General features: G+C 62.4%; 21 protein-coding genes, 1 tRNA gene and 1 riboswitch. Of the genes, 11 read left to right on the forward strand and 11 right to left on the reverse strand.

What is annotated here, in order from left to right; translation table 11 throughout:
• Window positions 1-121: 121 nt before the first annotated feature.
• A complete protein-coding gene (gene ppk2, locus NKI66_RS20185; RefSeq protein WP_023811346.1) occupies window positions 122-1,030 on the reverse strand; it encodes a polyphosphate kinase 2 in 909 nt (302 codons plus the stop codon).
• A 224-nt stretch (window positions 1,031-1,254) separates the two neighbouring features.
• Between ppk2 and NKI66_RS20190 the strand changes: the two genes are divergently transcribed.
• The 3 genes from NKI66_RS20190 (at window position 1,255) to NKI66_RS20200 (ending at window position 4,459) form a co-directional block, all read left to right on the forward strand.
• Window positions 1,255-2,520, forward strand: a complete 1,266-nt coding sequence (locus NKI66_RS20190) for an ATP-binding protein (RefSeq protein ID WP_023811345.1) — start codon at window positions 1,255-1,257, stop codon at window positions 2,518-2,520.
• A gap of 113 nt (window positions 2,521-2,633) precedes the next feature.
• On the forward strand, window positions 2,634-3,359 hold the full coding sequence (gene phoU, locus NKI66_RS20195; RefSeq protein ID WP_023811344.1) for a phosphate signaling complex protein PhoU: 726 nt from the start codon (window positions 2,634-2,636) through the stop codon (window positions 3,357-3,359).
• An 89-nt stretch (window positions 3,360-3,448) separates the two neighbouring features.
• The gene (locus NKI66_RS20200; protein WP_023811343.1) at window positions 3,449-4,459 is read left to right on the forward strand and encodes a magnesium and cobalt transport protein CorA; all 1,011 of its coding nucleotides are present in this window, start codon (window positions 3,449-3,451) and stop codon (window positions 4,457-4,459) included.
• A 127-nt stretch (window positions 4,460-4,586) separates the two neighbouring features.
• Here the strand turns inward: NKI66_RS20200 and NKI66_RS20205 are convergent, their stop codons facing one another.
• Window positions 4,587-5,105: a GcrA family cell cycle regulator gene (locus NKI66_RS20205; protein ID WP_023811342.1), complete on the reverse strand. Its 519-nt coding sequence runs from the start codon at window positions 5,103-5,105 to the stop codon at window positions 4,587-4,589.
• A 358-nt stretch (window positions 5,106-5,463) separates the two neighbouring features.
• Between NKI66_RS20205 and NKI66_RS20210 the strand changes: the two genes are divergently transcribed.
• The 3 genes from NKI66_RS20210 to NKI66_RS20220 all read left to right on the forward strand — a co-directional run bounded on the left by NKI66_RS20210 (window position 5,464) and on the right by NKI66_RS20220 (window position 8,734).
• A complete protein-coding gene (locus NKI66_RS20210; RefSeq protein WP_023811341.1) occupies window positions 5,464-6,663 on the forward strand; it encodes an aspartate aminotransferase family protein in 1,200 nt (399 codons plus the stop codon).
• Between the two features lie 17 nt (window positions 6,664-6,680).
• A complete protein-coding gene (gene argF, locus NKI66_RS20215) occupies window positions 6,681-7,592 on the forward strand; it encodes an ornithine carbamoyltransferase (RefSeq protein WP_031213288.1) in 912 nt (303 codons plus the stop codon).
• A 110-nt stretch (window positions 7,593-7,702) separates the two neighbouring features.
• On the forward strand, window positions 7,703-8,734 hold the full coding sequence (locus NKI66_RS20220; RefSeq protein WP_031213286.1) for an Hsp33 family molecular chaperone: 1,032 nt from the start codon (window positions 7,703-7,705) through the stop codon (window positions 8,732-8,734).
• A 48-nt stretch (window positions 8,735-8,782) separates the two neighbouring features.
• On the opposite strand, the gene apaG is transcribed toward NKI66_RS20220, so the two are convergent.
• Window positions 8,783-9,175 carry a Co2+/Mg2+ efflux facilitator ApaG/CorD gene (gene apaG, locus NKI66_RS20225; protein ID WP_013533640.1) on the reverse strand — a complete coding sequence of 131 codons (393 nt, stop codon included), beginning with the start codon at window positions 9,173-9,175 and terminating at the stop codon, window positions 8,783-8,785.
• 350 nt (window positions 9,176-9,525) lie between these two features.
• On the opposite strand from apaG, the gene NKI66_RS20230 reads away from it, so the two are divergent.
• Window positions 9,526-10,677, forward strand: a complete 1,152-nt coding sequence (locus tag NKI66_RS20230; RefSeq protein WP_352752736.1) for a ceramide glucosyltransferase — start codon at window positions 9,526-9,528, stop codon at window positions 10,675-10,677.
• 5 nt (window positions 10,678-10,682) lie between these two features.
• Here the strand turns inward: NKI66_RS20230 and NKI66_RS20235 are convergent, their stop codons facing one another.
• Window positions 10,683-11,870: an O-succinylhomoserine sulfhydrylase gene (locus tag NKI66_RS20235; RefSeq protein WP_352752738.1), complete on the reverse strand. Its 1,188-nt coding sequence runs from the start codon at window positions 11,868-11,870 to the stop codon at window positions 10,683-10,685.
• Window positions 11,871-11,927: 57 nt separating this feature from the next.
• Window positions 11,928-12,005, reverse strand: a riboswitch (SAM riboswitch).
• A 138-nt stretch (window positions 12,006-12,143) separates the two neighbouring features.
• On the opposite strand from NKI66_RS20235, the gene NKI66_RS20240 reads away from it, so the two are divergent.
• Window positions 12,144-13,238, forward strand: coding sequence for a 2'-deoxycytidine 5'-triphosphate deaminase (locus tag NKI66_RS20240; protein WP_352752740.1), 1,095 nt, complete (start codon window positions 12,144-12,146; stop codon window positions 13,236-13,238).
• 97 nt (window positions 13,239-13,335) lie between these two features.
• The gene (locus NKI66_RS20245; RefSeq protein WP_352752742.1) at window positions 13,336-14,106 is read left to right on the forward strand and encodes an ABC transporter substrate-binding protein; all 771 of its coding nucleotides are present in this window, start codon (window positions 13,336-13,338) and stop codon (window positions 14,104-14,106) included.
• Between the two features lie 204 nt (window positions 14,107-14,310).
• On the opposite strand, the gene araD1 is transcribed toward NKI66_RS20245, so the two are convergent.
• The 4 genes from araD1 to chvE form a co-directional block, all read right to left on the reverse strand.
• Window positions 14,311-15,303 (reverse strand): AraD1 family protein, encoded by a 993-nt coding sequence (gene araD1 / locus NKI66_RS20250; RefSeq protein ID WP_352752743.1) that lies wholly within the window; start codon window positions 15,301-15,303, stop codon window positions 14,311-14,313.
• A 303-nt stretch (window positions 15,304-15,606) separates the two neighbouring features.
• On the reverse strand, window positions 15,607-16,899 hold the full coding sequence (gene mmsB, locus NKI66_RS20255) for a multiple monosaccharide ABC transporter permease (RefSeq protein ID WP_023813876.1): 1,293 nt from the start codon (window positions 16,897-16,899) through the stop codon (window positions 15,607-15,609).
• The gene (gene mmsA / locus NKI66_RS20260) at window positions 16,896-18,428 is read right to left on the reverse strand and encodes a multiple monosaccharide ABC transporter ATP-binding protein (RefSeq protein WP_352752745.1); all 1,533 of its coding nucleotides are present in this window, start codon (window positions 18,426-18,428) and stop codon (window positions 16,896-16,898) included. Before mmsA ends, mmsB begins: the two co-directional genes overlap by 4 nt.
• Window positions 18,429-18,551: 123 nt before the next feature.
• Window positions 18,552-19,622: a multiple monosaccharide ABC transporter substrate-binding protein gene (gene chvE / locus NKI66_RS20265; RefSeq protein WP_023813878.1), complete on the reverse strand. Its 1,071-nt coding sequence runs from the start codon at window positions 19,620-19,622 to the stop codon at window positions 18,552-18,554.
• A gap of 312 nt (window positions 19,623-19,934) precedes the next feature.
• Here chvE and NKI66_RS20270 point away from each other — a divergent pair, with 312 nt between their 5' ends.
• Together NKI66_RS20270 and NKI66_RS20275 are read left to right on the forward strand one after the other, a co-directional pair.
• Window positions 19,935-20,924: a LysR family transcriptional regulator gene (locus tag NKI66_RS20270; RefSeq protein WP_128305263.1), complete on the forward strand. Its 990-nt coding sequence runs from the start codon at window positions 19,935-19,937 to the stop codon at window positions 20,922-20,924.
• A 233-nt stretch (window positions 20,925-21,157) separates the two neighbouring features.
• Window positions 21,158-21,394, forward strand: a complete 237-nt coding sequence (locus NKI66_RS20275; RefSeq protein WP_352752747.1) for a hypothetical protein — start codon at window positions 21,158-21,160, stop codon at window positions 21,392-21,394.
• A 2-nt stretch (window positions 21,395-21,396) separates the two neighbouring features.
• On the opposite strand, the gene NKI66_RS20280 is transcribed toward NKI66_RS20275, so the two are convergent.
• From NKI66_RS20280 to NKI66_RS20290, 3 genes are all read right to left on the reverse strand, one after another.
• Window positions 21,397-21,470, reverse strand: a tRNA-Gly gene (locus NKI66_RS20280).
• 77 nt (window positions 21,471-21,547) lie between these two features.
• Window positions 21,548-23,461, reverse strand: a complete 1,914-nt coding sequence (locus NKI66_RS20285) for an acyltransferase family protein (RefSeq protein WP_352752749.1) — start codon at window positions 23,459-23,461, stop codon at window positions 21,548-21,550.
• Window positions 23,462-23,657: 196 nt separating this feature from the next.
• Window positions 23,658-25,139: a hypothetical protein gene (locus NKI66_RS20290; RefSeq protein ID WP_352752751.1), complete on the reverse strand. Its 1,482-nt coding sequence runs from the start codon at window positions 25,137-25,139 to the stop codon at window positions 23,658-23,660.
• Window positions 25,140-25,156 lie beyond the last annotated feature (17 nt).

Below are 25,156 nucleotides of genomic sequence, written 5' to 3' on the forward strand. Positions count from 1 at the left end.
CCCACCCGCCGCTCCCGCCCCACCCCCCGCGGGGGCTTGGCCCCCCCACCCCCCGGCCGGCGCCCTCCGCCAACCAAACCTGCCCCGCCCGGGGCGCCCACGCCGGCGGGGCGCGGAAGCGTCAATCCTGCTTGCCGAGGAATGACGGCCCTTCGCCGATGATCTTCTTGTCTTCCTTGCCGATGATTTCGAGATCGCGCCCCTCATAGGGCAGAGACGACAGGATGCGCCGCATGATCGCCAGCCGCGCGCGCCGCTTGTCATTGGCCCGTACGATGATCCACGGCGCGAATTCCTTGTGGGTGCGCTCGAACATTGTGTCGCGCACCTTGGTGTAGTCGTCCCACTTGGTGATGCCTGCAACGTCGATGGGGGAAAACTTCCAGCTCTTCAGCGGGCTGTAGCGGCGGTCGTGGAAGCGCTCGAGCTGCGTTTCCCGGCCGATGTTCAGCCAGAATTTGAAAAAGTGGATGCCCTCGTTGGAGATCATCCGTTCGAAATGCGGCGTCTCGTCGAGAAACTGCTCGTGCTGCTGCGGGGTGCAGAAACCCATCACCGGCTCGACACCGGCGCGGTTGTACCAGGACCGGTCGAAAGTGACGAATTCGCCTGAAGTCGGGAAGTGGTCGACATAGCGCTGGTAGTACCATTGACCAAGCTCGGTCGGGGTCGGCTTGGTCAGCGCCACGTTGCGTGCCGTGCGCGGATTGAGGTACTGGCGCACCACGAAGATCGTGCCGCCCTTGCCGGCAGCGTCGCGGCCCTCGAACAGCGCCATCACCCGTTTGCCGGTCGACTGCAGCCAGGCCTGCGCCTTGACCAGCTCGATCTGCAGCTTCTCGAGCATCTCGTCATACTCGTCGCTTTTCATCTTCTTGTCGTAGGGATAGCCGCCGGCGGTCAGCTTGTTGTCCTCGACCCAGTCGGGAAGCACGGGATTATCGATGTCGAACTCCCTCTCCTTGCCGCCGATCCTGATCTTCAGCGGCCCCGAAGTTGGCGCGGCGGGACTTTCCTTGGCTTTTTTCATCGAGACGAACCCTTTCCAGCTTCCGGACTCATGCTATGGGGAGCCACTACAGCGCCGCGCGTCCGTTTGGATGCGCAAAGGACGCTGTAGCACTTTTAATTTGCGCATGATCCTTTCCGAAAATCGATTCCCGATTTTCGGGGTCATGCGGCAAGCGATCTGGTGGAAGTTTTCTGCCACCGTGCGACCGGGTGCGAAGACATTGGGGGGCAGGTCACGAGCGAATGGCTGACCTGGACACAGAGCAGAGAGGCATCACGCAAAGCATGGCCGCACGGCTGTGGCATAGCCGCTGGCTGCTTGCGGCCGGCGTCACCGCGGTCGTCGCCGTCTATGCCTTGGCCGGGATTTCAGCCTATGTCGTCCCCGCGGCGCTGCTGTTGCTGCTTGCAGCGGCAATACTGCCGACCGCCGGCGCGCGCCAATCCACCGGCAGCGGCGCTGCCATCGAGGCCATCGGCCTGCAGCGGCTCTCGGGTGAATATCTGGCCGCCGCCGTCGCCGATCCGCTGATCATCTTCGACCGGACCGCCACCATCGTGCATGCCAACGCCGCCGCCTTCGCCGCCTTCGGTGGCATCGCGCCAGGCATGTCGCTGTCGCTGAAATTCCGGGCACCGGAGATGCAGACCCTGCTGGACGGCGTGCTATCCGGCGATGTTGCCTCGGATGTCGTCGACTACATGGAGAAGCTGCCGGTCGAACGGGCCTACCGGGTGAGCGTGTCCTCGGTCGGTCACGCCACCGATCTCTATGTGCTGGTGTTCAAGGACCAGAGCGAAGCACGCAGGATCGACCGCATGCGCGCCGACTTCATCGCCAATGCCAGCCATGAACTGCGCACGCCGCTCGCCTCAATCGCCGGCTTTATCGAAACGCTGCGCGGGCCAGCCCGCAACGACGCGGCGGCGCGCGACCAGTTTCTGCAGATCATGCAGAGCCAGACCGGTCGCATGGCGCGTCTGATCGACGATTTGTTGTCGCTGTCGCGGCTCGAGATGAAACCCTATCTGAAGCCGGGAACCGAGGTGGACCTGCGGCAGACAGTCGACAGCGTCATCGATTCGCTCGGACCGCTGGCCAGCGAAAACGCCGTTGCCATCGAGCGGCACTACGCCGATGGGCCGCTTCATGTGCCTGGCGATCGAGATGAGCTTTTCCAGGTTTTCGAGAACCTCCTGGAAAACGCCTGCAAATACGGGCAGTCTGGTGGGCGCGTGGTTGTATCCATAGCGCATGGCGATGCCGGATCAGAGCCGGGCATCGACGTGACGATCAGGGACTTTGGCCCCGGCATTCCCGAGGAGCACATTCCGCGCATTACCGAGCGCTTCTACCGCGTCGACGTCGAGACCAGCCGGACCCAGAAAGGCACCGGCCTCGGCCTGTCGATCGTCAAGCATATACTGACGCGCCACAACGCCCGGCTTTCGATCAAGTCCGAAGTCGGCAACGGCGCGGCATTCTCGGTTCATTTGCCGACGCACTGATATCGCCCTAATTCAAGGGGACTGTTTCTTTTTTCTGTCATCCGGCTAGCGTATCAGCGGGGATTCGAGGAAACGACTCAAAATCAAAACATCCCGTGGGAAGGCATTTTGCCATGCAGTCCGTGCACATCGTCAGCGCCTATGACGAGGAGTTGAAATATCTGTCGAAGCGCATCGCCGCGATGGGCGGCCATGCCGAGCGCATGGTCGAACAGGCGGTCGCCGCTCTCGTCAATGCCGACCCAGGCCTTGCCCAGAAGGTCGTCCGCGACGATACCGTACTGGACGAGGGCCAGCGCGAAATCGACGACAAGGCGATCATCATCATTGCCAAGCGTCAGCCGATGGCGGGGGATTTGCGCGAGATCGTCGGGACCATTCGCATCTCCGCCGACCTCGAACGGGTTGGCGATCTCGCCAAGAACGTTGCCAAGCGGGTGGTCGCCGTTACCGACGGACGCCAGCCAACCAGCCTGTTCCGCGGCCTCGAGGCTCTGTCCAACCTGGCGTTGACCCAGCTCAAGGAAGTGCTCGACGTCTACGCGTCTCGCTCGGTGGAGAAAATCGGCTTCGTGCGCGATCGTGACGACCAGATCGACGCCATGTACACATCGCTGTTTCGCGAATTGCTGACCTACATGATGGAAGATCCGCGCAACATCACGCCCTGCACGCATCTGCTGTTTTGCGCCAAGAACATCGAGCGTATCGGTGATCACGCCACCAACATAGCCGAGACCATCTACTACATCGTCACCGGCGATCAGTTGCCGGCTGAGCGGCCCAAGGGCGACAAGACCGACAAAATCAGCCTTTCCGGGACGCAGCCGCTGAAGTGAACGCGCCTCTCGAACCGTAATCCGATTTACGCTAAGCTTTCCGGGCTTTGCCTCTATCCTCGTCCGTGGATTTGCTCCGGGAGGTCGTGATGGAAAATGTTCGGAACCTGACCCCGGCGCCTGGGCCGACATCCGGCATTATCGCTTGCGGCGTCTACACGGCCGGGCGCCGCATCGCCGACATTCCCATCGAGGAAGCCGGCGAATGGGCAAAGAAATCCGGTCATGTCGTCTGGATCGGCCTATTGGAGCCCGACCGTAACCTGTTGCTGCGCGTCCAGGCGCAATTTCACCTGCATGAGCTGGCAATCGAGGATGCCGAGCACCCGCACCAGCGGCCGAAGATCGAGCAATATGGCGACGCCTTGTTCATCGTCGCTCGCACCGCGCAGCTGATCGACGGTCGGGTCACCTTCGGCGAGACCCATTTGTTTGTTGGCTCAGGCTACATCGTCAGCGTCAGGCACGGTCCTTCGACGTCCTATGCCGCCGTTCGGCAGCACTGGGAAAGCTGCCCGCACTCGCTGGCCAAGGGTGAGGATTTCGTCCTTTACGCCATTCTCGATTTCATCGTCGACAATTACATGCCGGTGCTCGAGCAGATCGAGGACGAGGTCGAGGCGATCGAGGACAAGGTTCTGCTGAAGCCGATGACCGCTCCCGACATCGAACGGCTCTATATGCTGCGCCGCGATCTCCTACGCCTGCGCAATGCCGCGCTTCCGCTGGTCGAAGTCTGCCGACGGCTGACCAGCGCCGAGCTGCCGCAGATACACACCGCCATGCATCCGCTGTTCCGCGACGTCACCGATCACATCCGCACCGTCCAGGAGAAGATCGACAGTCTGCGCGAGGTGCTGGCGTTCGCTTTCGAGGCGAGCTTGCTGGTCGGCCAGAGTCAGGAAACCGCGAACACCAAGAAGCTCGCCTCCTGGGCCGCAATCCTGGCGGTGCCGACGGCGCTCGCCGGCATCTACGGCATGAACTTCAGCGACATGCCGGAACTGAAGATGGAATACGGCTATCCGGTGGTGCTGGGCGCTATCGTGCTGATCTGCACGTTTCTCTACTGGCGGTTCAGGAAGAACGGGTGGCTGTGAGGGTAGGCAGTAGGCAGTAGGCAGTAGGCAGTAGGCAGTAGGCAGTAGGCAGTAGGCAGTAGGCAGTAGGGCAAGAAATTCAGAGCATATTGCCCCTACTGCCTACTGCCTACTGCCCAATCCCTAACTATCGGCTCCGCCGCCGCTCCGATGCCGGCTGGAATGCCACGCGGGCGTGGTACTTGCAGTACGGACCGGTTTCGGCGGCATCGTTGCCGCAGAAATGGAAGTCCTCTGAAAGCGGATCGCCGTTCGGCCATTTGCAGGTCCGCTCGGTCAGCTCGACCAGCTGCAGATGCCGCGAGATCGGCAGCACGACATTCTCAACCGGACGGATATAATGGCGCGCCACCGGTTCGGCGTCGAACTGCGTCTGCAGGGCGGTCGCGCCGATCGATGTCGTGACATGGCGTGCCGTGGTTGCAGCGCGTGATACCGATTTCTGGACGGTCGATCCTTGTGCCGCCTTTTTCTGGCGTGCCGGCGTGGCGGTCGAGCGACCGCGGCCCGAGAGTTTCAGCCGATGCACCTTCCCGATGACCGCATTGCGGCTGACCCCTCCAAGCTGCGCAGCAATCTGGCTTGCGCTCAGACCCTCCGACCACAGTTTTCTCAAGAGTTCTACCCGCTCGTCAGTCCAGTTCATGAGACCGCGCTCCTCTAAGCGTGCGGCAATCGGAATCCTTCTCCCGACCCGGCAACATTTGCCGGGGCAGACACCACATATATCTGGTGATTAGGTCCGCCGCACGAAATCTAGTTATTTCTCGACTACAACTACTCTATGCGCTGACTCGGTGACAAGAGTCCCAAGTGCAACACGAATCGGTTTTTTCGGTTTTCCCCAACTTGCCCGGTCGCTTATGAGCCGGCGTCCCGTCAGGGGGCTTGCCGCGCGCCACTACGCGACGTTTTCGTTGACTTCATGGCCGAAAAACGGGATAAGCCGCACAGGCCGCCGCTTTGGCGGCTTTTTTGATTTTCCGGTACCGGAGACGCATATAATGAGCGGTTCGGCGCTTTACGAGACCTTTGCTCGCGCACCCCTGGCCTTCGACCACGGGGAAGGCACATGGCTGATTACGGACAAGGGCGAGCGATATCTCGACTTTGCCGGCGGCATCGCCGTCAATTCGCTGGGCCACAGCCATCCGCATCTGGTCGCCGCACTCACCGAGCAGGCAGCCAAGCTGTGGCATGTCTCCAACCTCTACGAGATCCCCGGGCAGAGCCGGCTTGGCGAGCGGCTGGCCGACGCCACCTTCGCCGACAAGGTGTTCTTCACCAATTCCGGCGCCGAGGCGCTGGAATGCGCGATCAAGACGGCGCGCCGCTGCCAGTTCGTCAACGGACACCCCGAGCGCTTCCGCGTCATCACCTTCGAAGGTGCCTTCCATGGCCGCACGCTGGCGACCATCGCGGCCGGCGGCCAGTACAAATATCTCGAGGGCTTCGGCCCCAAGGTCGAAGGTTTCGATCAGGTCAGTTTCGACGACATCGACGCCGCCGAAAAGGCGATCACGCCGGAGACGGCCGCCATCCTGATCGAGCCGGTGCAGGGCGAGGGCGGTATCCGTCCGGTGCCGACGCAATCGCTGAAGCGGCTCAGGCAATTGTGCGAACAGCACGGCCTGCTGTTGATCTTCGACGAGGTCCAGTGCGGCATCGGCCGCACCGGCAAGCTGTTTGCGCATGAATGGTCAGGTGTAACGCCAGACATCATGGCGATCGCCAAGGGCATTGGCGGCGGCTTCCCGATGGGTGCCTGCCTTGCCACGGATGAAGCGGCCGTCGGCATGACCGCTGGCGTGCATGGCACCACGTTCGGCGGCAACCCGCTGGCCATGGCAGTCGGCAACGCCGTGCTCGACGTCGTGCTGGAAGACGGCTTCCTCGAAGATGTCCAGCGCAAGGCGCTGCTCATGAAGCAGGGGCTGGCGTCGGTCGCCGACGAGTTTCCCGAAATCATCGAGGACATCAGGGGTGCCGGGCTGATGCTCGGCCTCAAATGCGCCATGCCCAACACCAAGGTGAACATGGCCTTGCGCGACCAGCACCTGCTGGCGGTTCCGGCCGGCGACAACGTCATTCGCCTGTTGCCGCCGCTCACCGTCACCGACGCCGAGATCCATGACGCGCTCAACCGCATTCGCGCCGGCGCCAAGGGCCTGGCGGAGGCGATCGCTTCCGCCGCGGCGAAGTAATCCCGGAACCATTGCTGATGTCAGTTCGCCATTTCACCGATCTTTCCGCCGTTTCCGAAGGCGATTTGCGCTTCATGCTGGACGATGCGGTGGTGCGAAAGGCGCGCCTCAAGGCCGGCGAGCGCACCAAACCGCTCGAAGGCAAGGTGCTGGCGATGATCTTCGACAAGCCGTCGACGCGCACACGCGTCTCCTTCGACGTCGGCATGCGGCAGCTCGGCGGCGAGACCATCATGCTGACCGGCACCGAGATGCAGCTCGGCCGTTCCGAGACCATCGCCGACACCGCCAAGGTGCTGTCGCGCTATGTCGATGCGATCATGATCCGCACCACCTCGCATGAGCGACTGCTGGAGCTGACCGAGAACGCCACCGTGCCAGTGATCAACGGACTGACCGACGACACCCATCCCTGCCAGCTGATGGCCGATATCATGACCTTCGAGGAGCATCGCGGTCCGGTCGCCGGCAAGACCATCGCCTGGACCGGCGACGGCAACAATGTGCTGCATTCGCTGATCGAGGCCTCGGCCCGGTTCCGCTTCAACCTCAACGTTGCCGTGCCCGAAGGCAGCGAGCCGGCGCAGAAGCACATTGACTGGTCGCAGGCGCATGGCGGCAAGCTGCACTTCACCCGCTCGCCCGAGGAAGCCGTCGACCAGGCCGACTGCATCGTCACCGATTGCTGGGTGTCGATGGGCCAGGAGCATCGCGCCCGCGGCCACAATGTGTTCTCGCCCTACCAGGTCAATGCCAAGCTGATGGCCAGGGCCAAGCCGGACGCGCTGTTCATGCACTGCCTGCCGGCGCATCGCGGCGAGGAGGTGACCGACGAGGTCATCGACGGACCGCATTCGGTGGTCTTCGACGAGGCCGAGAACCGGCTCCATGCCCAGAAGGCCGTGCTGGCCTGGTGTCTCGGCGCTTGAAGTGTCTCGGCGCTTGATCCCCAGGAGCTTGATCTGCGGGGGTGTGATGCCTATTTGCGCCGCATCACGCAAATCAAGCGCGTTTCGACGCATGCGCCCCGGAGGGCGGCATGGCCGCGCCCTGGAGCTTTGTCATGTTGGAAACCTATCAAGTGACTGAACATCACCCCAAACTCGGCGAATTTGGCTATGCCGGCGACGATCACGTCGTGCCGTTCGAGGTCGGCCCGCTCGATGTGCGGGGCCGCACGGTCCAACTCGGGCCGATGCTGGACGCCATCCTCGGCCGCCACGATTATCCCGAGCCGGTCGCCCGCCTGCTGGCGGAGGCCTGTGTGCTGACCGTGCTGCTCGGCACTTCGCTGAAGTTCGAGGGCAAGTTCATCCTGCAGACCCGCACCGACGGGCCTGTCGACATGCTGGTCGCCGATTTTTCCACGCCCTCGGCATTGCGCGCCTATGCGCGTTTCGATGCCGACCGGCTGGAAGCGCTGGTCGCGGCCGGCGAAACCTCCCAGCAGACGCTGCTCGGCAGCGGCGTGCTGGCGCTGACCATCGACCAGGGCGCTCACACGCAGCGCTATCAGGGCATCGTCCAGCTCGACGGCGAGACGCTGGAGGATGCTGCGCGCACCTATTTTCGTCAGTCGGAGCAGATCCCGACGGATCTCAGGCTGTCGGTGGCCAAGCTTTTGACGCCCGGTCCCGGCGGCGCCCGCGAGCAGTGGCGCGCCGGTGGTATCCTGGCGCAGTTCCTGCCGCAGTCGCCCGAGCGCATGCGCGTCCCGGACCTGCCGGGTGGCGATGGCGATCCGCGCGAGGAGATCCACGATCCGGCCGACAATTCCTGGCAGGAGTTGCTGGCGCTGCTCGGTACGATCGAGCCGACCGAACTGATCGATCCGACGATCGGCGCCGAGCGGCTGCTCTACAGGCTGTTCCACGAGCATGGCGTGCGCGTCTTCGGCGGCGTTCCGGTCGCCGACCAGTGCTCGTGCTCCAAGGACAAGATCCGCGGCATCCTCGAGGGTTTTTCCGCCCAGGAGATCAAGGACAGCACCGAAGACGGCGGCATCCACGTCGCCTGCGAATTCTGCTCGAAGCAATATGATTTCGATCCGGCGGAATTTGCGGCCCAGTAGAGAAAAAAACCACGCCTCACCGGCCGCTCCGCAGCCGGTGAGGCGAAATCAATTCACCGTCCGCCGCGTCCCCGGCAGATCCAGCGAAAACGCCGGAATGGCGATGTCGAACGTCTCGCCCCGCTTGTTGCGCATCGTGTAGTGCCCGACCATGATGCCGGATGGTGTCGAGAGCGGGCAACCGGACGTGTACTGGTAGCTGTCGCCGGGATTGAGTTCGGGCTGGTCGCCGACCACGCCGGGGCCACGCACTTCCTCGACCCGGCCGGTGCCGTCGGTGATGTGCCAATAGCGCGACAGAAGCTGCACGAAATCGTCCGACTGATTGTCGATCGTTATCTGATAGCCCCAGACATAGCGGTTCTCCGAGGGATCCGAACGGTCCTCCAGATAGAACGGCCTGACCTGCACTTCGATGTTGCGCGTGACGGCGCTATACATAAGCGGCTCCAAAACAATCTAGAGCATGATCCTGAAAAGTGGGAACCGGTTTTCAGAAAAGATCATGCTCAAAGAAACAGAGATAGAGCCCCATCCCAGTTCAATCGGGATGGAACAGGCTCTAGGTCGAACTTTCGGCGCTCCACGCGGGCTGGTCAACGGTGCGCGTCCTGTCATTGCGGACGGAACCGCAGGTGGCGGCAAAGAATGTCATTTAAGTGACACATGACAATGATGGTGTGCGCCGACCAGTGCCGCGCGACTCGGGCGCTCTGTCGAATTGTTGAATCGGTCGTCATGCCAGCCAGATTGTTCTGGCGGACCGGTTTTCCTGGAGTGACCGGATCTCGATGGAACTCACTCTCATAGCCGCCACGCTTTCAACTGCCCTCATTCTCTCAAATCTCGCCAGCATCGTGCTCGCCGCTTCGCGTCTGAAACGGCGCCGCGCCATTGCCGCGCCGGCCGGCAAGCCACGGCCGGTGTCGATCGTCGTGCCGTCGCGCGGCGTCGAGCCGTTCACGCAGGAGACGCTGGAGCGCGCCTTCTCGCTCGACTGGCCGTGCTACGAGTTGATTTTCTGCGTCGCCCATGCCGACGATCCGGTGGTCAAATTGATAAACAGGACGATCGTCCGGTTTTCGAAAGTGCCGGCCCGGCTGCTTGTCGGCGACGACCGCATCAGCGCCAATCCGAAACTCAACAATTGCGTCAAGGGCTGGGAGGCGGCGCGGCACGACTGGGTCGTCCTGGCCGATTCCAACGTGCTGATGCCGAGGGACTACGTCCAGCATCTGATGGCTGCCTGGCGGCCCGGCACCGGCCTTGTCTGCTCGACGCCGATTGGCTCGCGGCCGGCCGGCTTCTGGGCCGAGGTCGAATGCGCTTTCCTCAACACGCTGCAGGCGCGCTGGCAATATGCCGGCGAGGCGCTCGGCCTGGGCTTTGCCCAGGGCAAGAGCATGCTCTGGAACAAGCCGATGCTCGACGCCAATGGCGGCATCCGCGCGCTGGCCGCCGAGATCGCGGAGGATGCCGCCGCGACCAAGCTGGTGAACAGTCTCGGCCTGCGCGTCAATCTCGTCGCCGCCCCCTTCGAGCAGCCGCTTGGCCGGCGCTCGTTTGACGAGATCTGGTCGCGTCAGGCCCGTTGGGCGCGCCTGCGCCGCGTCACTTTCCCGCTGTTCTTCGCACCCGAAATCCTGACCGGCGCCGTGGTGCCGCTGGTGCTTGCGCTGATTGCCGCGGCCAGTGCCGGCTTCAGCCTCTGGGCAACCGCCCTTGCAGTGCTGGTAGCCTTCTACCTTCCCGAGTGCGCGCTGGCCTGGTCCAAGGGCTGGTACCTGTCGCCACGCATGGTCACGGCGATCATGGCGCGCGACCTGATCCTTCCGGCGATGTGGGGGCGCGGCTGGCTCGGCGGCGCCGTCGACTGGCGCGGCAATGCGATGACCATCGGCACCAAGACGGCCGAGCTGGAGGAGACGCCGTCCGGCGCCTGAAGGCCCTACCTGGCCTTCAGCGCCTGCGCGATGTCCTCAAGCAGATCGTCGGTGTCTTCCAGCCCGACCGACAGCCGGAGCGTGCCCGGCCCGATGCCGAGCTCGGCGCGCGCCTCGTCGCTCAGATTCTTGTGCGTCGTCGTCGCCGGGTGGGTGATCAGACTCTTGGCATCGCCGAGATTGTTGGAGATCAAGACGATGTCGAGCGCGTTCTGCAAGGCGAAGGCCGCCTGCTTGCCGCCCTTGACGTCGAGGCAGATCAGCGTCGAGCCGCCCGACATCTGCTTCTTGACGATATCAGCCTGCGGATGGTCGGCGCGCCCGGGATAGATGACGCGGGCGATCTCCGGCCGCTCGGCCAGGAAATCCGCGATCCTGCCCGCGCTTTCCGTCTGCTGGCGCACGCGCAGCGGCAGCGTTTCCAGGCCCTTCAGCAGCGTCCAGGCGTTGAAGGGCGAAAGGCTTGGGCCGGTATGGCGGAAATAGTCGTGCAGGTTCTCGTCGATCCACTTCTTGTCCGACAGTATCACGCCGCCGAGACAGCGCCCCTGGCCGTCTATGTGCTTGGTCGCCGAATAGACGACGATATGGGCGCCGAGCTGCAAGGGCTTCTGCTGCAAGGGCGTGGCGAAGACATTGTCGACGATCAGCCTTGCGCCGATCGAATTGGCGAGCGAAGCGACGGCGGCGATATCGACCACTTCCAATGTCGGATTGGTCGGGCTTTCCAGGAAGAACAGCTTGGTGTTCGGCTTGACCGCCTTTTCCCAATTGGCGATATCGGTGCCGTCGACCAGCGTCGCTTCGATGCCGTATCTCGGCGCCAGCGTCTCGACCACCCAGCGGCAGGAGCCGAACAGCGCACGCGCCGCCACGATATGGTCGCCGGCCTTGGCGCTGCACAGAAGGGCGGCCGTCACCGCGGCCATGCCGGAGGCGGTGGCGCGGGCGTCTTCGGCGCCTTCCAGCGCGCACATGCGCTTCTCGAACATGTCGACGGTCGGATTGGCGTAGCGCGAATAGATGAAGCCTGGCTCCTCGCCCTTGAAACGGGCTTCGGCGGCCTGTGCCGTTTCGTAGACATAGCCCTGGGTCAGGTAAATCGCTTCCGACGTTTCGCCGAAACCGGAACGCAGCGTTCCGCTGTGCACGAGTGCCGTCTGAGGCTTCCAGTTGTCCTTCTTGGTGCTCATCGCTTTTCTTCCAGACACAAAAAAACCGGCCGCGAAAGTCGCAACCGGTCCATACGGCCTTGCGGCCCGACGGTCCTTTAGCGACTTGTTTAACGTGGCTGCAAGCCGACCGGCCAAATCACCACGGGATAACGACCCTTTAGACCCGCGCCACGCTTGCGTCAATTGCCGGCTTCATTAAGAGGTTTGTACCAAGCAGGTTCCGCAAAAGTGTTCCACGGTTTTGCGACCAGAACCTGCGACAAGAAAAACGTCTGACCTAGGAGTGGAGCCTTGCGGCAGACAGGCATTCTTCCCGATCAGGACATATCGGCGCTGTTCCAGTCCGGCGCGCTGAAGTCGGCGCGTGCGCTCGACGCCGACCAGATCCAGCCGGCCAGTCTCGATCTCAGGCTCGGCGACAAGGCCTGGCGGGTGCGGGCCTCCTTCCTGCCCGGCCCCAACCACAAGGTCTCGGAAAAGCTTGACCGGCTGCAGCTGCACGAGATCAATCTTGCCGAGGGCGCGGTGCTGGAGACCGGCTGCGTCTATATCGTGCCCTTGCTTGAAAGCCTGGCGCTGCCGGCGGGCATTTCGGCCTCGGCCAACCCGAAGAGCTCGACCGGGCGGCTCGACATCTTTACCCGGGTCATGACCGATCGCGGCCACGAGTTCGACAAGATCGCTGCCGGCTATCATGGCCCGCTCTTTCTGGAAGTCAGCCCGCGCACCTTCCCGATCGTCGTGCGCACCGGCTCGCGCCTGTCGCAGATACGCTTCCGCACCGGCAATGCGCTGCTCTCCGAAGCCGAGCTGCACGAGCTGCATCGCGCGCAGACGCTGGTCGCCACCGAGCCGCCGAATATTTCCGGCGGCGGCATCGCGCTGTCGATCGACCTCAACGGCGATCAGAACGGGCTGGTCGGCTATCGCGGCAAGCATCACACCGGCCTCGTCGATGTCGACAAGCGCGCGGCCCAGGAAGTCGTCGACTTCTGGGAGCCGATCCACAAGAGCGGCGCCGGCGAACTGGTGCTCGACCCCGACGAGTTCTACATCCTCGTCAGCCAGGAGGCGGTGCACGTACCGCCGCTCTACGCCGCCGAGATGACGCCCTTCGATCCGCTGGTCGGCGAATTCCGCGTCCACTATGCCGGCTTCTTCGATCCGGGCTTTGGCCATTCCGCGTCTGGCGGCACGGGCAGCCGGGCGGTGCTGGAAGTGCGCAGCCACGAAGTGCCGTTCATTCTCGACCATGGCCAGATCGTCGGCCGGCTGGTCTACGAACACATGCTGAAGCGGCCGCAGGCCCTCTACGGCACCGATCTCGGCTCCAACTACCAGGCGCAGGGCCTGAAGCTGTCCAAGCATTTCCGCGCCGCGCGCTGAGCGCCGCCGTCAGGCAAAATACTTGCCTGTACCGGCTCGCCATGCTTGGCTGCCTTGCTGGTCGTCAAGATGCCGGCGTTCAAGGGGAACCAAGAAAATGCAGATTTCGAAATGGATCATATCGGCGGCAGGCGCTGCCATGCTGGTGATGGCGGCCGGCTCGCTTTCGCAGGCGCAGGAGAAAATCAAGATCGGCACGGAGGGCGCCTATCCGCCGTTCAACACCATTACCGCTGACGGCAAGGTCGAAGGCTTCGACATCGACATCGCCAATGCGCTATGCGCGCAGATGAAGGTCGAATGCGAAATCGTCACCCAGGATTGGGACGGCATCATTCCCGCTTTTCAGGCGAAGAAGTTCGACGCCATCATCGCCTCGATGAGCATCACCGAGGAGCGCAAGAAACAGGTCGCCTTCACCAACAAATACTATACGACACCGCTCGCTCTGGTGGCGCCGAAGGACAGCGACCTGACCTCGACCGAACCGGCGGCCCTTGCCGGCAAGACGGTCGGCGCCCAGGCTTCGACCACGCAGGCCGGCTATGCCCAGAATGAATATGGCAAGGCCGGCGCGGAGGCCAAACTCTATCCCACCCAGGAAGAGGCGATCACCGATCTGCAGAATGGCCGCCTCGACGCGGTCATTTCGGACAAGTTCGTGCTGGTGGACTGGATGAAGAAGGCGAGCGAAGGCTGCTGCAAGATGATTGGAGACGTCAAGGGTACGGAGACACAAGCCGGCATTGCCGTTCGCCTGGAAGACACGGCGCTGCGCGACAAGTTCAACGCCGCAATCGACGCCATCGTCGCCGACGGCACCTACAAGAAGATCCAGGCCAAGTATTTCGACTTCGATATTTATTGAGACGTCGAAGCCGCCAATCTCCCCCCTCGTGGGGGAGATGCCCGGCAGGGCAGAGGGGGGCGCGAGGGATCGCGACCTCTCTGCACCAGCAGACTGGTTCGAAAGAAAAACTAAGTAGGATGGAGACGTTGGCGGGACAGCGCCCCCCTCTGGCCTGCCGGCCATCTCCCCCACGAGGGGGGAGATCACGCTGTCATCGACGCCTCACAGCGCCTTCACTGCCACCTTCACCGGCTGCTCGATCTCGAGCGGATTGCGCAGCGGCAGGCCGAAGTCCCCGGCCTCGATCTCGAACACATCGCCGGCCTCGGTCCTGATGCCGTCGGCGAAGGACAGCGTCGCCGTACCAAACATATGCACATGCACGTCTCCCGGCTGGCGGAAGGCCGCGTATTTGAAATGGTGATGCTCGAGATTGGCGATGGTGTGCGACATGTTCGCTTCACCCGACAGGAACGGCTTCTCCCACAGCACCTCGCTGTCGCGCACGATGCGCGAGGTGCCGCGGATGTCGGGCGGCAGGTCGCCGATCAGGATTTCCGGACCGAACGAGGCGTTGCGCAGCTTGGAATGGGCGAGGAACAGATAGTTCACGCGCTCGGTGACGTGGTCGGAAAACTCGTTCGACAGCGTGAAGCCGACGCGGAAAGGTGCGCCGTCATCGCCGATGACATAGATGCCGGCCACTTCGGGCTCTTCGCCGGCGTCCTTGGCGAAGGCCGGTGACAGGAGTGCGGCGCCTGGCGCCACCGCCATGGTGCCGTTGCCCTTGTAGAACCATTCCGGCTGCACGCCGATCTGGCCTTTCGCCGGCTTGCCGCCCTCCAGCCCCATGCGGAACATTTTCATGGAATCGGTGAGCTGCTCCTCGCCGTCGGCGCTCAGCTTCTTGTGCATGGAATCGCGCGTTGCGGCGGAGCCGAGATGCGTCAGCCCGGTGCCCGTCAGGTGCAGATGCGCCGGATCGGGGTGATTGATCGGCGTCAGCAGCCGCCCCTTCTTGTAAGCGGCCTCGAGATCGACCGTCTCGCCAAGTCCTTTGCGTTCGATCAGCGCGACGAGGCCGACGCCGGTGCGGGCGGCCTCCATCGCCAGCGAATAGACGCTGCGGGCGCCATTGATGATCCGGGTCTTGCCGCTATTGCGGGCAACGACGCGGATGGTCTCGGCGTCGTCAAGGATCTGGGAGATCAGCATGATGAATCCTCTCTCATTTGCCTTGGCAGGGCTGCCAAAACGGCAGACCTTGCTCGGCGCGGCCGGGACCTCGTCCATGCCACGGTTTAAATTCTCAGTTCGGATTGCGCTCGCGGGCCTGGTCCCTCAGGGACTTCTGTTACCGGGTTGCCGGCAGCGCCGCGATCGTATGCCTCCTGCTTGCCTCGACTAGAGCAGTTCACCGTCTCACGGAAACGGCGAACCGCTCTAACTCATTGTCTTGGTGCAATTCCGGGCGGAAAACCGTTTCACACTTTTCCTTGGAATTGCTCTTAAGCCCGTTCAGGCCTTGTTCTTGTTGTAGACGTCGAAGATCACGGCACCGAGCAGCACCAGGCCTTTGACCACCTGCTGCCAGTCGACATTGACGCCCATGATCGACATGCCGTTGTTCATCACGCCCATGATGAAGCCGCCAACCACCGCACCGATGACCTGACCGACGCCGCCCATGGCCGAGGCGCCGCCGATGAAGACGGCGGCGATGACGTCGAGCTCGCTGCCGAGGCCCGCGGCCGGCACCGCCTGTCCCAGTCGCGCCGCGATGATCAGGCCGCCGAGCGCCGACAGCACGCCCATATTGATGAACACCATCAGCGTCAGCCGCTCGGTGTTGATGCCCGACAGCTGCGCGGCCTTGGAATTGCCGCCCATGGCGTAGATACGGCGGCCGATGGTCATGCGCTTGGTGACGAAGACGAACAGCGAGATCAGCACGCCCATGACGAGCAGCACCACCGGCAGGCCCCTGTAGCTGGCGAACTGGTAGACCAGGAACAGCGCCAGCGCGCTGCCGACCAGCGTCTTGACGACGAACAGGGCAAAGGGCTCGGCCTCATAGCCATGGCGTTCGCGCTTGCGGCGCGTCCTCACCCCGAAATAGGCATAGGCCAGCACGGCGATCAGGCCCAGCACAATCGTCGTCATGTGCAGCGTCAGGCCGCTGCCCATGATGGTCTTGCCGGCCGCGTTCACCGTCGGCGGGATCAGCGTCAGTGGCCCGATGACATCCGGAATGAAGCCGGAGCTGAGCGCCTTGAAGCCATCGGGTAGCGGCCCCACCGAGGATCCGCCGCCCAGCAGGGCCTGGCAGATGCCGCGGAAGATCAGCATGCCGGCCAGCGTGACGATGAAGCTCGGTATTCGGTGATAGGCGATCCAGTAGCCTTGCGCGGCGCCGATCGCGCCGCCCACGATCAGGCAGATGATCGACACCACCAGCGGATTGCTGAACGGGCCGAGCGGCCAGATGACCATCATCATCGCCGCCAGCGCGCCGATGAAACCGGCGACCGATCCGACGCTGAGGTCGATATGGCCGGAGACGATCACCAGCAGCATGCCCAGCGCCATCACGATGATGAACGAGTTCTGCTGCACCAGATTGCTCAGGTTCACCGGCTTGAACAGCGTTCCGTTCGTGGTGAACTGGAAGAACACCATGATGGCGATCAGCGCCAGGATCAGGCCGTACTCGCGCAGGTTCGTTGCCAGCGCCGAGACGGCGATGCGTGGACCCTGCTGCACGTCTTCGGCGACTTTGCTCTGCGGGGCGGGGGCGCTTTCGGTGCTCATGCTGCTTTTCCTTCTCCCCGAACGATGGCGCGCATTATTTTTTCCTGGCTTGCTTCCGCGGCGGGCATTTCGCCCACCATGCGCCCTTCGTTCATGACGTAGATGCGGTCGGTGATGCCGAGCAATTCCGGCATTTCCGACGAGATGACGACGATCGCCTTACCCTCCGAGGCGAGGCGGGCGATGATCGTGTAGATTTCGTACTTGGCGCCGACATCGATGCCGCGTGTCGGCTCGTCGAGGATCAGCACGTCCGGGTCGGCGAACAGCCATTTCGACAGCACCACTTTCTGCTGGTTGCCGCCGGAGAGATTGCCGGTCATCTGATAGACGCTGGAAGCGCGGATATTGGTCTTCTTGCGATAGTCGTTGGCAACGGCGAGCTCGCGCATGTCGTCGATCACGCTGTGGCGCGAGACGCCGCCAAGATTGGCCAGCGTGATGTTGTGCTTGATATGGTCGATGAGGTTGAGACCGTAGGTTTTGCGGTCCTCTGTGACGTAGGCGATGCCGTGTTGGACCGCCTTGCTCACCGAGGATACGTCGACCGGCCTGCCCTTGAGCAGCACCTCGCCGGAGATGCGGCGGCCGTAGGAGCGGCCGAACAGGCTCATGGCGAATTCGGTGCGGCCAGCGCCCATCAGCCCGGCAATACCCACCACTTCGCCCTTGCGCACGTTGATGTCGATGCCCTTGATCACCTGCCGCTCGGCATGGATCGGGTGATAGACCGACCAGTTCTTCACTTCGAACACGACCCCGCCGATGTCAGGCTCGCGCGGCGGATAGCGGTCGTCGAGTGAGCGGCCGACCATCGAAGTGATGATGCGGTCTTCAGAGATGTCCTTCTTGGCCAGCGTCTCGATGGTGCGCCCGTCACGGATCACCGTCACCTTGTCGGCGACCCGGTTCACCTCGTTGAGCTTGTGCGAGATCAGGATCGAGGTCATGCCTTGCCGCTTGAACTCGAGCAGAAGGTCGAGCAGCGCCTGGCTGTCCTTCTCGCTCAGCGAAGCCGTCGGCTCGTCCAGGATCAGCAGCTTCACCTCCTTGCTCAGCGCCTTGGCGATTTCGACCAGCTGCTGCTTGCCGACGCCGATATTGGTGATCAGCGTCTTGGGGTCCTCCTTGAGGCCCACCTTCTTCAACAGCGCACTGGTGCGCGCCTCGTTGGCATCCCAGTCGATGACGCCGAATTTGGCGTGTTCGTTGCCGAGGAAGATGTTTTCCGCGATCGACAGCATCGGCACCAGCGCAAGCTCCTGGTGGATGATGACGATGCCCTTGTGTTCGCTGTCATGGATGCCTTTGAACTGGCATTCCTGGCCTTGGAAGATGATCTGGCCGTCATAGGTGCCTGTGGGATAGACGCCCGACAGCACTTTCATCAGCGTCGATTTGCCGGCGCCGTTTTCGCCGACCACGGCATGGATCTCGCCTTCCTCGACGCTGAGATTGACGTTCGACAGCGCCTTCACGCCAGGGAACGTCTTGGTGATGTCGCGCATCTCCAAAATCGTCGGGGCCATGGGGACTACCGCTCCTTGAGAGCTCGGCAAACATTGCCGGCGAGGTCGGTGACAATACCGGGCTCGCTGGTGAACGAAAAGGGGCCCTGCGTTGCGCAGGACCCCCTGACTTTGTAACCGGGATTACTTCAGTTCGTCGGCCTTGATGTAGCCGGAGTCGACGACCAGCGCCTGGTAGTTCGACTTGTCGACCTCATGCGGCGTCAACAGGATCGAGGGAACGACCTTGACGTCGTTGTTGTAGGTCTTTTCATCGAGGCCGTCCGGCTTGCCGCCCGAGAGCACCTTGTCGACGAGTTCGACGGTGGCCTTGGCCAGTTCGCGGGTGTCCTTGAACACGGTCGAGTACTGCTCGCCCGAGATGATCAGCTTGACCGAAGCGGTTTCGGCGTCCTGGCCGGTCACAACAGGCCACGGCTGAGCCTCGGTGCCGTAGCCGACGGCCCGCAGCGAGGCGGTGATGCCGCGCGACAGGCCGTCATAGGGCGACAGAACGCCATCGACGCGGCTGCCGTCCGAATAGTTGGCCGACAGCAGATTGTCCATGCGCGCCTGGGCGGTGGCGGCGAGCCAACGCAGCGTGCCGACCTTGTCCATGCCGGTCTGGCCGGACTTGATCTTGATCGAGCCGTCGTCGATCAGCGGCTGCAGGACGGAGATGGCGCCATTGTAGAAGAAGAAGGCGTTGTTGTCGTCGGGCGAGCCGCCGAACAGTTCGACGTTCCACGGCTTGGTGTTCGGGAAACGCTCCTTGAGGCCCTTGACCAGCGAATTCGCCTGGATCACGCCGACGCCGAAATTGTCGAAGGTGGTGTAGTAGTCGACATTGGCGGTCTTCTTGATCAGGCGGTCATAGGCGACGACGACGACGCCCGCGTCAGCGGCCTTCTGCAGAGCATCCGACAGGGTGGTGCCGTCGATCGAAGCGATGATCAGCGCCTTCGGGCCTTTGGTGATCTCGTTTTCCAGCTGGCTGAGCTGGTTGGGGATGTCGTCCTGCGCGTATTGCAGGTCGACGGTGTAGCCGAGAGCCTCGAGCTGGGACTTGACGGCATCGCCGTCGTTGATCCAGCGCTGCGAGGTCTTGGTCGGCATCAGCACGCCGACGAGACCCTTGTCGGCTGCGTGCGCCGAGTAGGTCATGGCAGCGATGCCAAGGGCCGCGACGGCGGCCAGTGTCTTGATGATTTTCACTTCAACTCTCCCTGTTTGATGGACGCGGCACCCCGGGGGTCGCGGGCCGCGCAATCGTGCAGAAGCGCCAAGGCACTGCTGCCGTCATATCGATCTCCGGTATCCTCCCATGGCCCCGAGACGCTGGTTCAATCGATACGATTTTTCTCGTCAGCGACCGTCACGTCTTGGAACGCGCGGAGGGTGTGGGTCTTTGCCATAACTGTCAAATGCGATCTTTGATGGTTGCTATATCATGGTTGGTATATGTATTGGGACGTGACGGGCTGACTCCAAGGTCGGCCTTACACGAGCAGAAGGCAGGGAAAAGCGATGGCGCGGCCCGGGAATCTGACAACAGCTTCAAATGGTTACAGAGAAGCACCGGGCGATGGCGAAACCCTGCTGCGCAGCGGTCTCAGTCTGCGTCACATGCGCATGATCGTCGCGCTCGACGACCACAGCCGAGTCAGCGCGGCAGCCCAGGTTCTGAACATTTCGCAGCCGGCGGCCTCGCGCATGATCGCAGAGATGGAGGCGGTGCTGGAGGTCAAGCTGTGCGAGAGGCTGCCGCGCGGTATCACCTTGACGCCATACGGCAAGGCTTTGGCCAGGCGCGCGCGCTCGATCCTGCTGGAGATGCGCGAGGTCGACCGCGAGATTTCCGAGCTCAAGGCGGGCAAGGGTGGTTCGGTTTTCCTGGGTGCTGTGACCGCGCCGGCTATCGAGCTGGCGGTGCCGGCAATTCGTGAGATCCGCCGCATCTATCCGCGCATCGAGATCACCATGCAGGTCGAGACCTCCAATGTGCTGGCACGCGAGCTGATCGCCACGCGTCATGATTTCATCATCGCGCGCATACCGGACGATCTCAATCCGCGGCTGTTCGAGTCGCGCGTCATCGGCGTCGAGAAGGCCTGCCTGATCGTGCGCCGGGGCCATCCGCTCACCAAGGGCGAGGCGGTGCGGCTGGAAGAGACCGCCGCCTATGACTGGGTCTTCCAGTCTGGCGGCTCGCCCTTGCGCCAGGCCATGGAGAGCAACTTCCTCAACCGCAACATCGCTTTGCCGGACCGTATCCTGAACACCAGTTCGCTGCTCCTGACCCTGGTCATGGTCGCGCAATCCGATGCCATCGCACCGGTCTCTGTCCAGGTGGCGAAATTCATCCAGAACCCTGACGGGCTGGCCGGCGCCATCGACGTCGTCCAGACCGAATTCGACATCGAGGTCAGGCCCTACAGCCTGATCACGGTGAAGAATCGCGCGCTGTCGCCGGCCGCCAAGATGCTGCACGACTTCATTCTGAGAGAAGTGGGATGATGGCTCGCTCGGGTAAGGTTGTCCGGCGAAAGCACCGCCAGGCCGAGGCTAGAGCAGTTCACCGTTTCACGGAAACGGCGACCCGCTCTGACTCATTGTTTTGACGCAATTCCGGACGGAAAACCGTTTCACACTTTTCCTGGAATTGCTCTAGCGAAAAGCGAACTGGGAACATTGTTTCCCGCCGATGCGTTCATGATCTTGCAAGGGACGATTTCTTCTGGAGGCTGAACATGCGCAGCTTCGAAATCATCGATCTGCTTTGCGTGATCGAGGCCTGCAAGCACGATCGATCGGTCGGGAATTTCGTTTCCATGGCTGAAGGCGTGGAAGAATTGCGGGTGTTGACCGGCGATTTCGTTTCATCGGATGACGCGGCGGCAAACGCCCTCGCAACGGTGGCGCTTGCGCGAGGCTGCTCGGTTGTGTTCGACGAACAGGCAGGCGCTGCAATGGTTCTGACGCCTTAGACTGGAGCGGGTAGAGGGAATCGAACCCTCGCGTTCAGCTTGGGAAGCTGACAAGCTACCATTACATCATACCCGCGTGCGCCCTCGTTACCATGACGGCCCGGCTTCGGGCAATCGCAAAGCGGTCTGTTCTCACGACGGTCGTGCTGCGGATCACGGCGCGCCCGCGGCCGTGAATTGCCGTTTTGCCTCCGCGACCTTATTGCTGGTGGCGAAGCTTGGCCAGTATTTCGAGATGGCCAGCGTCGCGCCGGCGGAAGAGAAGTGGCCATAGTCGAAGTAGAGAAATTCGTTGGTCGTGGCATCGGCGTATGAACAACCTGCCGAGTCGCACAGATACGTCAGCGGATCTATGAAATCGGCCCCTTTGGTGAACGGCAGAACCCGTGCGTTGATGTCCGGATCCATAGCCATCGGCCAGGATGTGGTTCCGGCATGCTCCCGTTTCACCAAGAAAGCGATCTTCTGGACGTCGGCGATGAATTCCGGAGACTGGCCGACGGTATAGACCTTGACCCCCATCTCGCGAAGCCGATCGATCGTCTTCTGCAGGCCGTCGAAGCCCCTGGCCTGGTAGTCGGTCCATCGGCCGCTCAAGATCACCGCCTGGATGTTGGCGTCGCGAATGATCGACAAGGCCCGTTCGTTGAAGCGGGTGCAGGCGGGCCGAGCATAGGAAAAATAGGTCAGGTCGGGCGGACAGCCGGCATAGGTGTATTGGATGACATTGGCGTGGATTTTCTGGGCGTTGGGCTCAAGTCCCGGAACATAATGGGCAGCGAAAGAATCGCCCCACAGCAGCACATTGGTGGCAAAGCCCGTTGTACGGGTGCAGTCGGCGAGGTTCCAGTCTTCGATGCGGGTCCCGTTTTCGTTGAAACAGATGCCGTTGCGCCAGTCGCCGACCCGGATACGTTCGGTCGAGAAATCCGGAAACCGTTGCGGGAAACCGTTGCCCAGTGCGCCGGCCAAACCTCCGGCGCACAGCAGCGCGATTGCCGTCGCCGAAAAGGCGAAGATAGGCAGCGGGGCGGTATAGGCTCGTTTGTGGCGGAAGGGTTGCTCGACATATTTCCAGGAGAATGCCGCCAAGGCGAAACTGCCCAACGTCATCGCGATAATCGTTGGCACACCGACAGTCTTCAGGGAGAGATAATGGACGAACGAGTTGATCGGCCAGTGGACGAGGTAAAGCGAATAGGAAATGAGGCCGACCCAGACCAGCGGCGCCAACCGAAGCACGCGAGTGGCGACAGGTGCCGGCCTGTCGGCGTTATCCTGGCCAGCATAGATCAGCAGAGCTGTTCCGATGCAGGGGAATAGGGCATTGTAGCCGGGAAACGGATCGCTGTCCGAAATCATCACAAAGCCAAATGCAATCAGGGCAAAGCCGGCGAGGCCGATCAGGTCCGCCGCCAGCCGACTGGCTAGGACCGGAGGCTTCCGCAACATCAGCATGGCGCCCAGCGCCAGCTCCCATATGCGCGTCGGCAAGAGATAGAAGCCTGCCGTCGGTGCCAGCGAGGTTGCTATGACTGCCAGGGCAAAGCTGCCGACGGCCATCGGCAGAAGTACCGTCAGCCAGCGCTTCGAGACGTATCGGTAGATCAGATAAAGGAGGATCGGCGCGAAGATATAATACTGCTCTTCCACCGAAAGCGACCATGTGTGCAGGAGTGGCCGTAGTTCGGCGTCGATGGAGAAATAGTTCGTCGTTTTCCAGAAATAGATGTTCGACCAGAAGGTTGAGGCGGCGATCACGCTAAGGCTGAATTCGTGGAGATCCGAAGGCAGAAGGATGAACCAGGCGGCAATGCTCGCGAGCAGGATGACGAAGGTCAGCGCCGGCAGGATGCGCCGTGCGCGGCGCCAGTAGAAGCGGCCGATCGAGAACTGGCCCCGCTCAAGATCATCGAGCAGGCTGCCGCTGATCAGATAGCCCGATATGACGAAGAAGATGTCGACACCGGTGAAGCCGCCAGGAATGGCGGACACGCCGAAATGGAAGAGCACGACGGGCAGCACCGCAACGGCCCGCAGGCCGTCGATGTCGCGCCGGTAGTTCATCCGGCCGGCTCGCACACGGCCACCAGGATCCGTGCGGCCGCACCCGCCACGCTCATTCGGCGATGCCTCAGGTCGTGCTGAAAATCCCGGCTCATCGATCTCACAGGCTTATCCCCAAGCAGTAATTTGTTGCGCTGCAACATACGTGTCAAGGCATATATTGGCCGTCGCGAAATTCGCCAGCAACGCACCAGGATCAGGCGCCAGGCAGATAGATCACTGCATGGTCGTCCGCATAGGCCCGCTTCCAGCCCAACTGGTCGAAAAAGGGGATGCGGGCGTCGTCAGCCGACAGCAGCGCCCAGCCTATTGCGTATTTCTTCAACCGGGCTTCGAGGAGTGGCTTGCCGTTGCTGTGACCCGTCTCGTCATCGGCTTTTGTGAAACCTCCCAGGAACAGCTGGTCCGTCCGTCCGTCGATATAGGTCTTGAACCCGTGGAAAATCAGCGTGCCGCCGAAATTGTAGGAATTCAGCACGTTGCCGGATAGATGATGGCTTTGCGCGAATGCCAGCGCCCCGCTGGCCGATGTCTTCGGACTTGGCGCTACCTGATAGACGCTGCCGAGCACAGTGACCCCGCCAATCAGCAGAACGGCTGCCGTGCCGCAGATGGCGTAGAACCGCCTGGCGAAGAATCTCTCCAGTCCGTCGCGCTTTTCGGCCAGCCATGCGGTGGCCGAAAGCGAGGGATATTGCTGGGCGACCTCGGCCGCCATCACCAGCGGAATCAGCAGGAAGAACAGATACATGAAACGCACATGGGCGAGATAGACATGCAAGGTGAAGACGACGAACAACGCCTTGGCCCAGCCAATTCGCAATCGGGACACCAGTAGCCCGAAAAGCGCCAGCAGCATCGCCGCTTCCTGGACGGGACTGTCCGGCTGATTGAACGGTTTCCACTCCATGATCAGCGACACTGCCTCATTGCCGTAGGCCACGGCGAGCGTCGCCAGGATGGCCTGGACGCCGTAGGGGTGGATCAGGCTGACCAGCGGGCAAAGCAGACCGAACGCGATCCACTTCGCCAGCAGGGACGGTTTCGACAGGCCCGTGCGCGCCAGCAGATCGAGACCGGCGAAAGCCGCGATGACGAAGCTCAAGGTGAAGGTGGCGTGCAGGTTCGCCCATAATACGACCAGCACAAGCAGCCACCAGGGCGGCGCCCGTTCTTCCCTTGCCGCACCAAAGAGCACCGCCGTCCAGATGATGATGATCGGGAAGGTGAAGACATGCGGGCGCGCCGTGAAGATCGGGTTGATCAGGAACACCGCCGCGAAGGCCAGTGTAATCGCCAGGATCGGTTTCAGCCATGCGCTGAGAAACCACCCCAGGAGGAAAACCGTCAGGGAGATCGAGGCGATGATCGCGGTGACGACCCCGTTCCAGCCGCCCGCCCGGTAAGCAATAGCCAGCAGAACCTGCCCCAGCCATTCCTTGGCAATCCAGGGCTGGCCGGCAAACGTGTAGGAATAAGGATCGACGGTCGGAAATGTCCGGTTTGTCAGGAAATCCAGACCGACCTTCACTTGCCACCAGCTGTCGGGATCCTGCAGGGTGGCGCCTGCCTGGGCACCCAGTGCACCCGCCATCGCCAAGGCCGCGAGCAGGCAGAAGATCAGCCTGTTCCGCTCGTTGTACGTCGCGGCCGCCGCACTGGCCTGAGCGTCGTTCATGGTGCGCCGCCTCTAAT

The organism is Mesorhizobium sp. M0518, from assembly GCF_040321125.1.
In the GTDB taxonomy this organism is placed as follows: domain Bacteria; phylum Pseudomonadota; class Alphaproteobacteria; order Rhizobiales; family Rhizobiaceae; genus Mesorhizobium.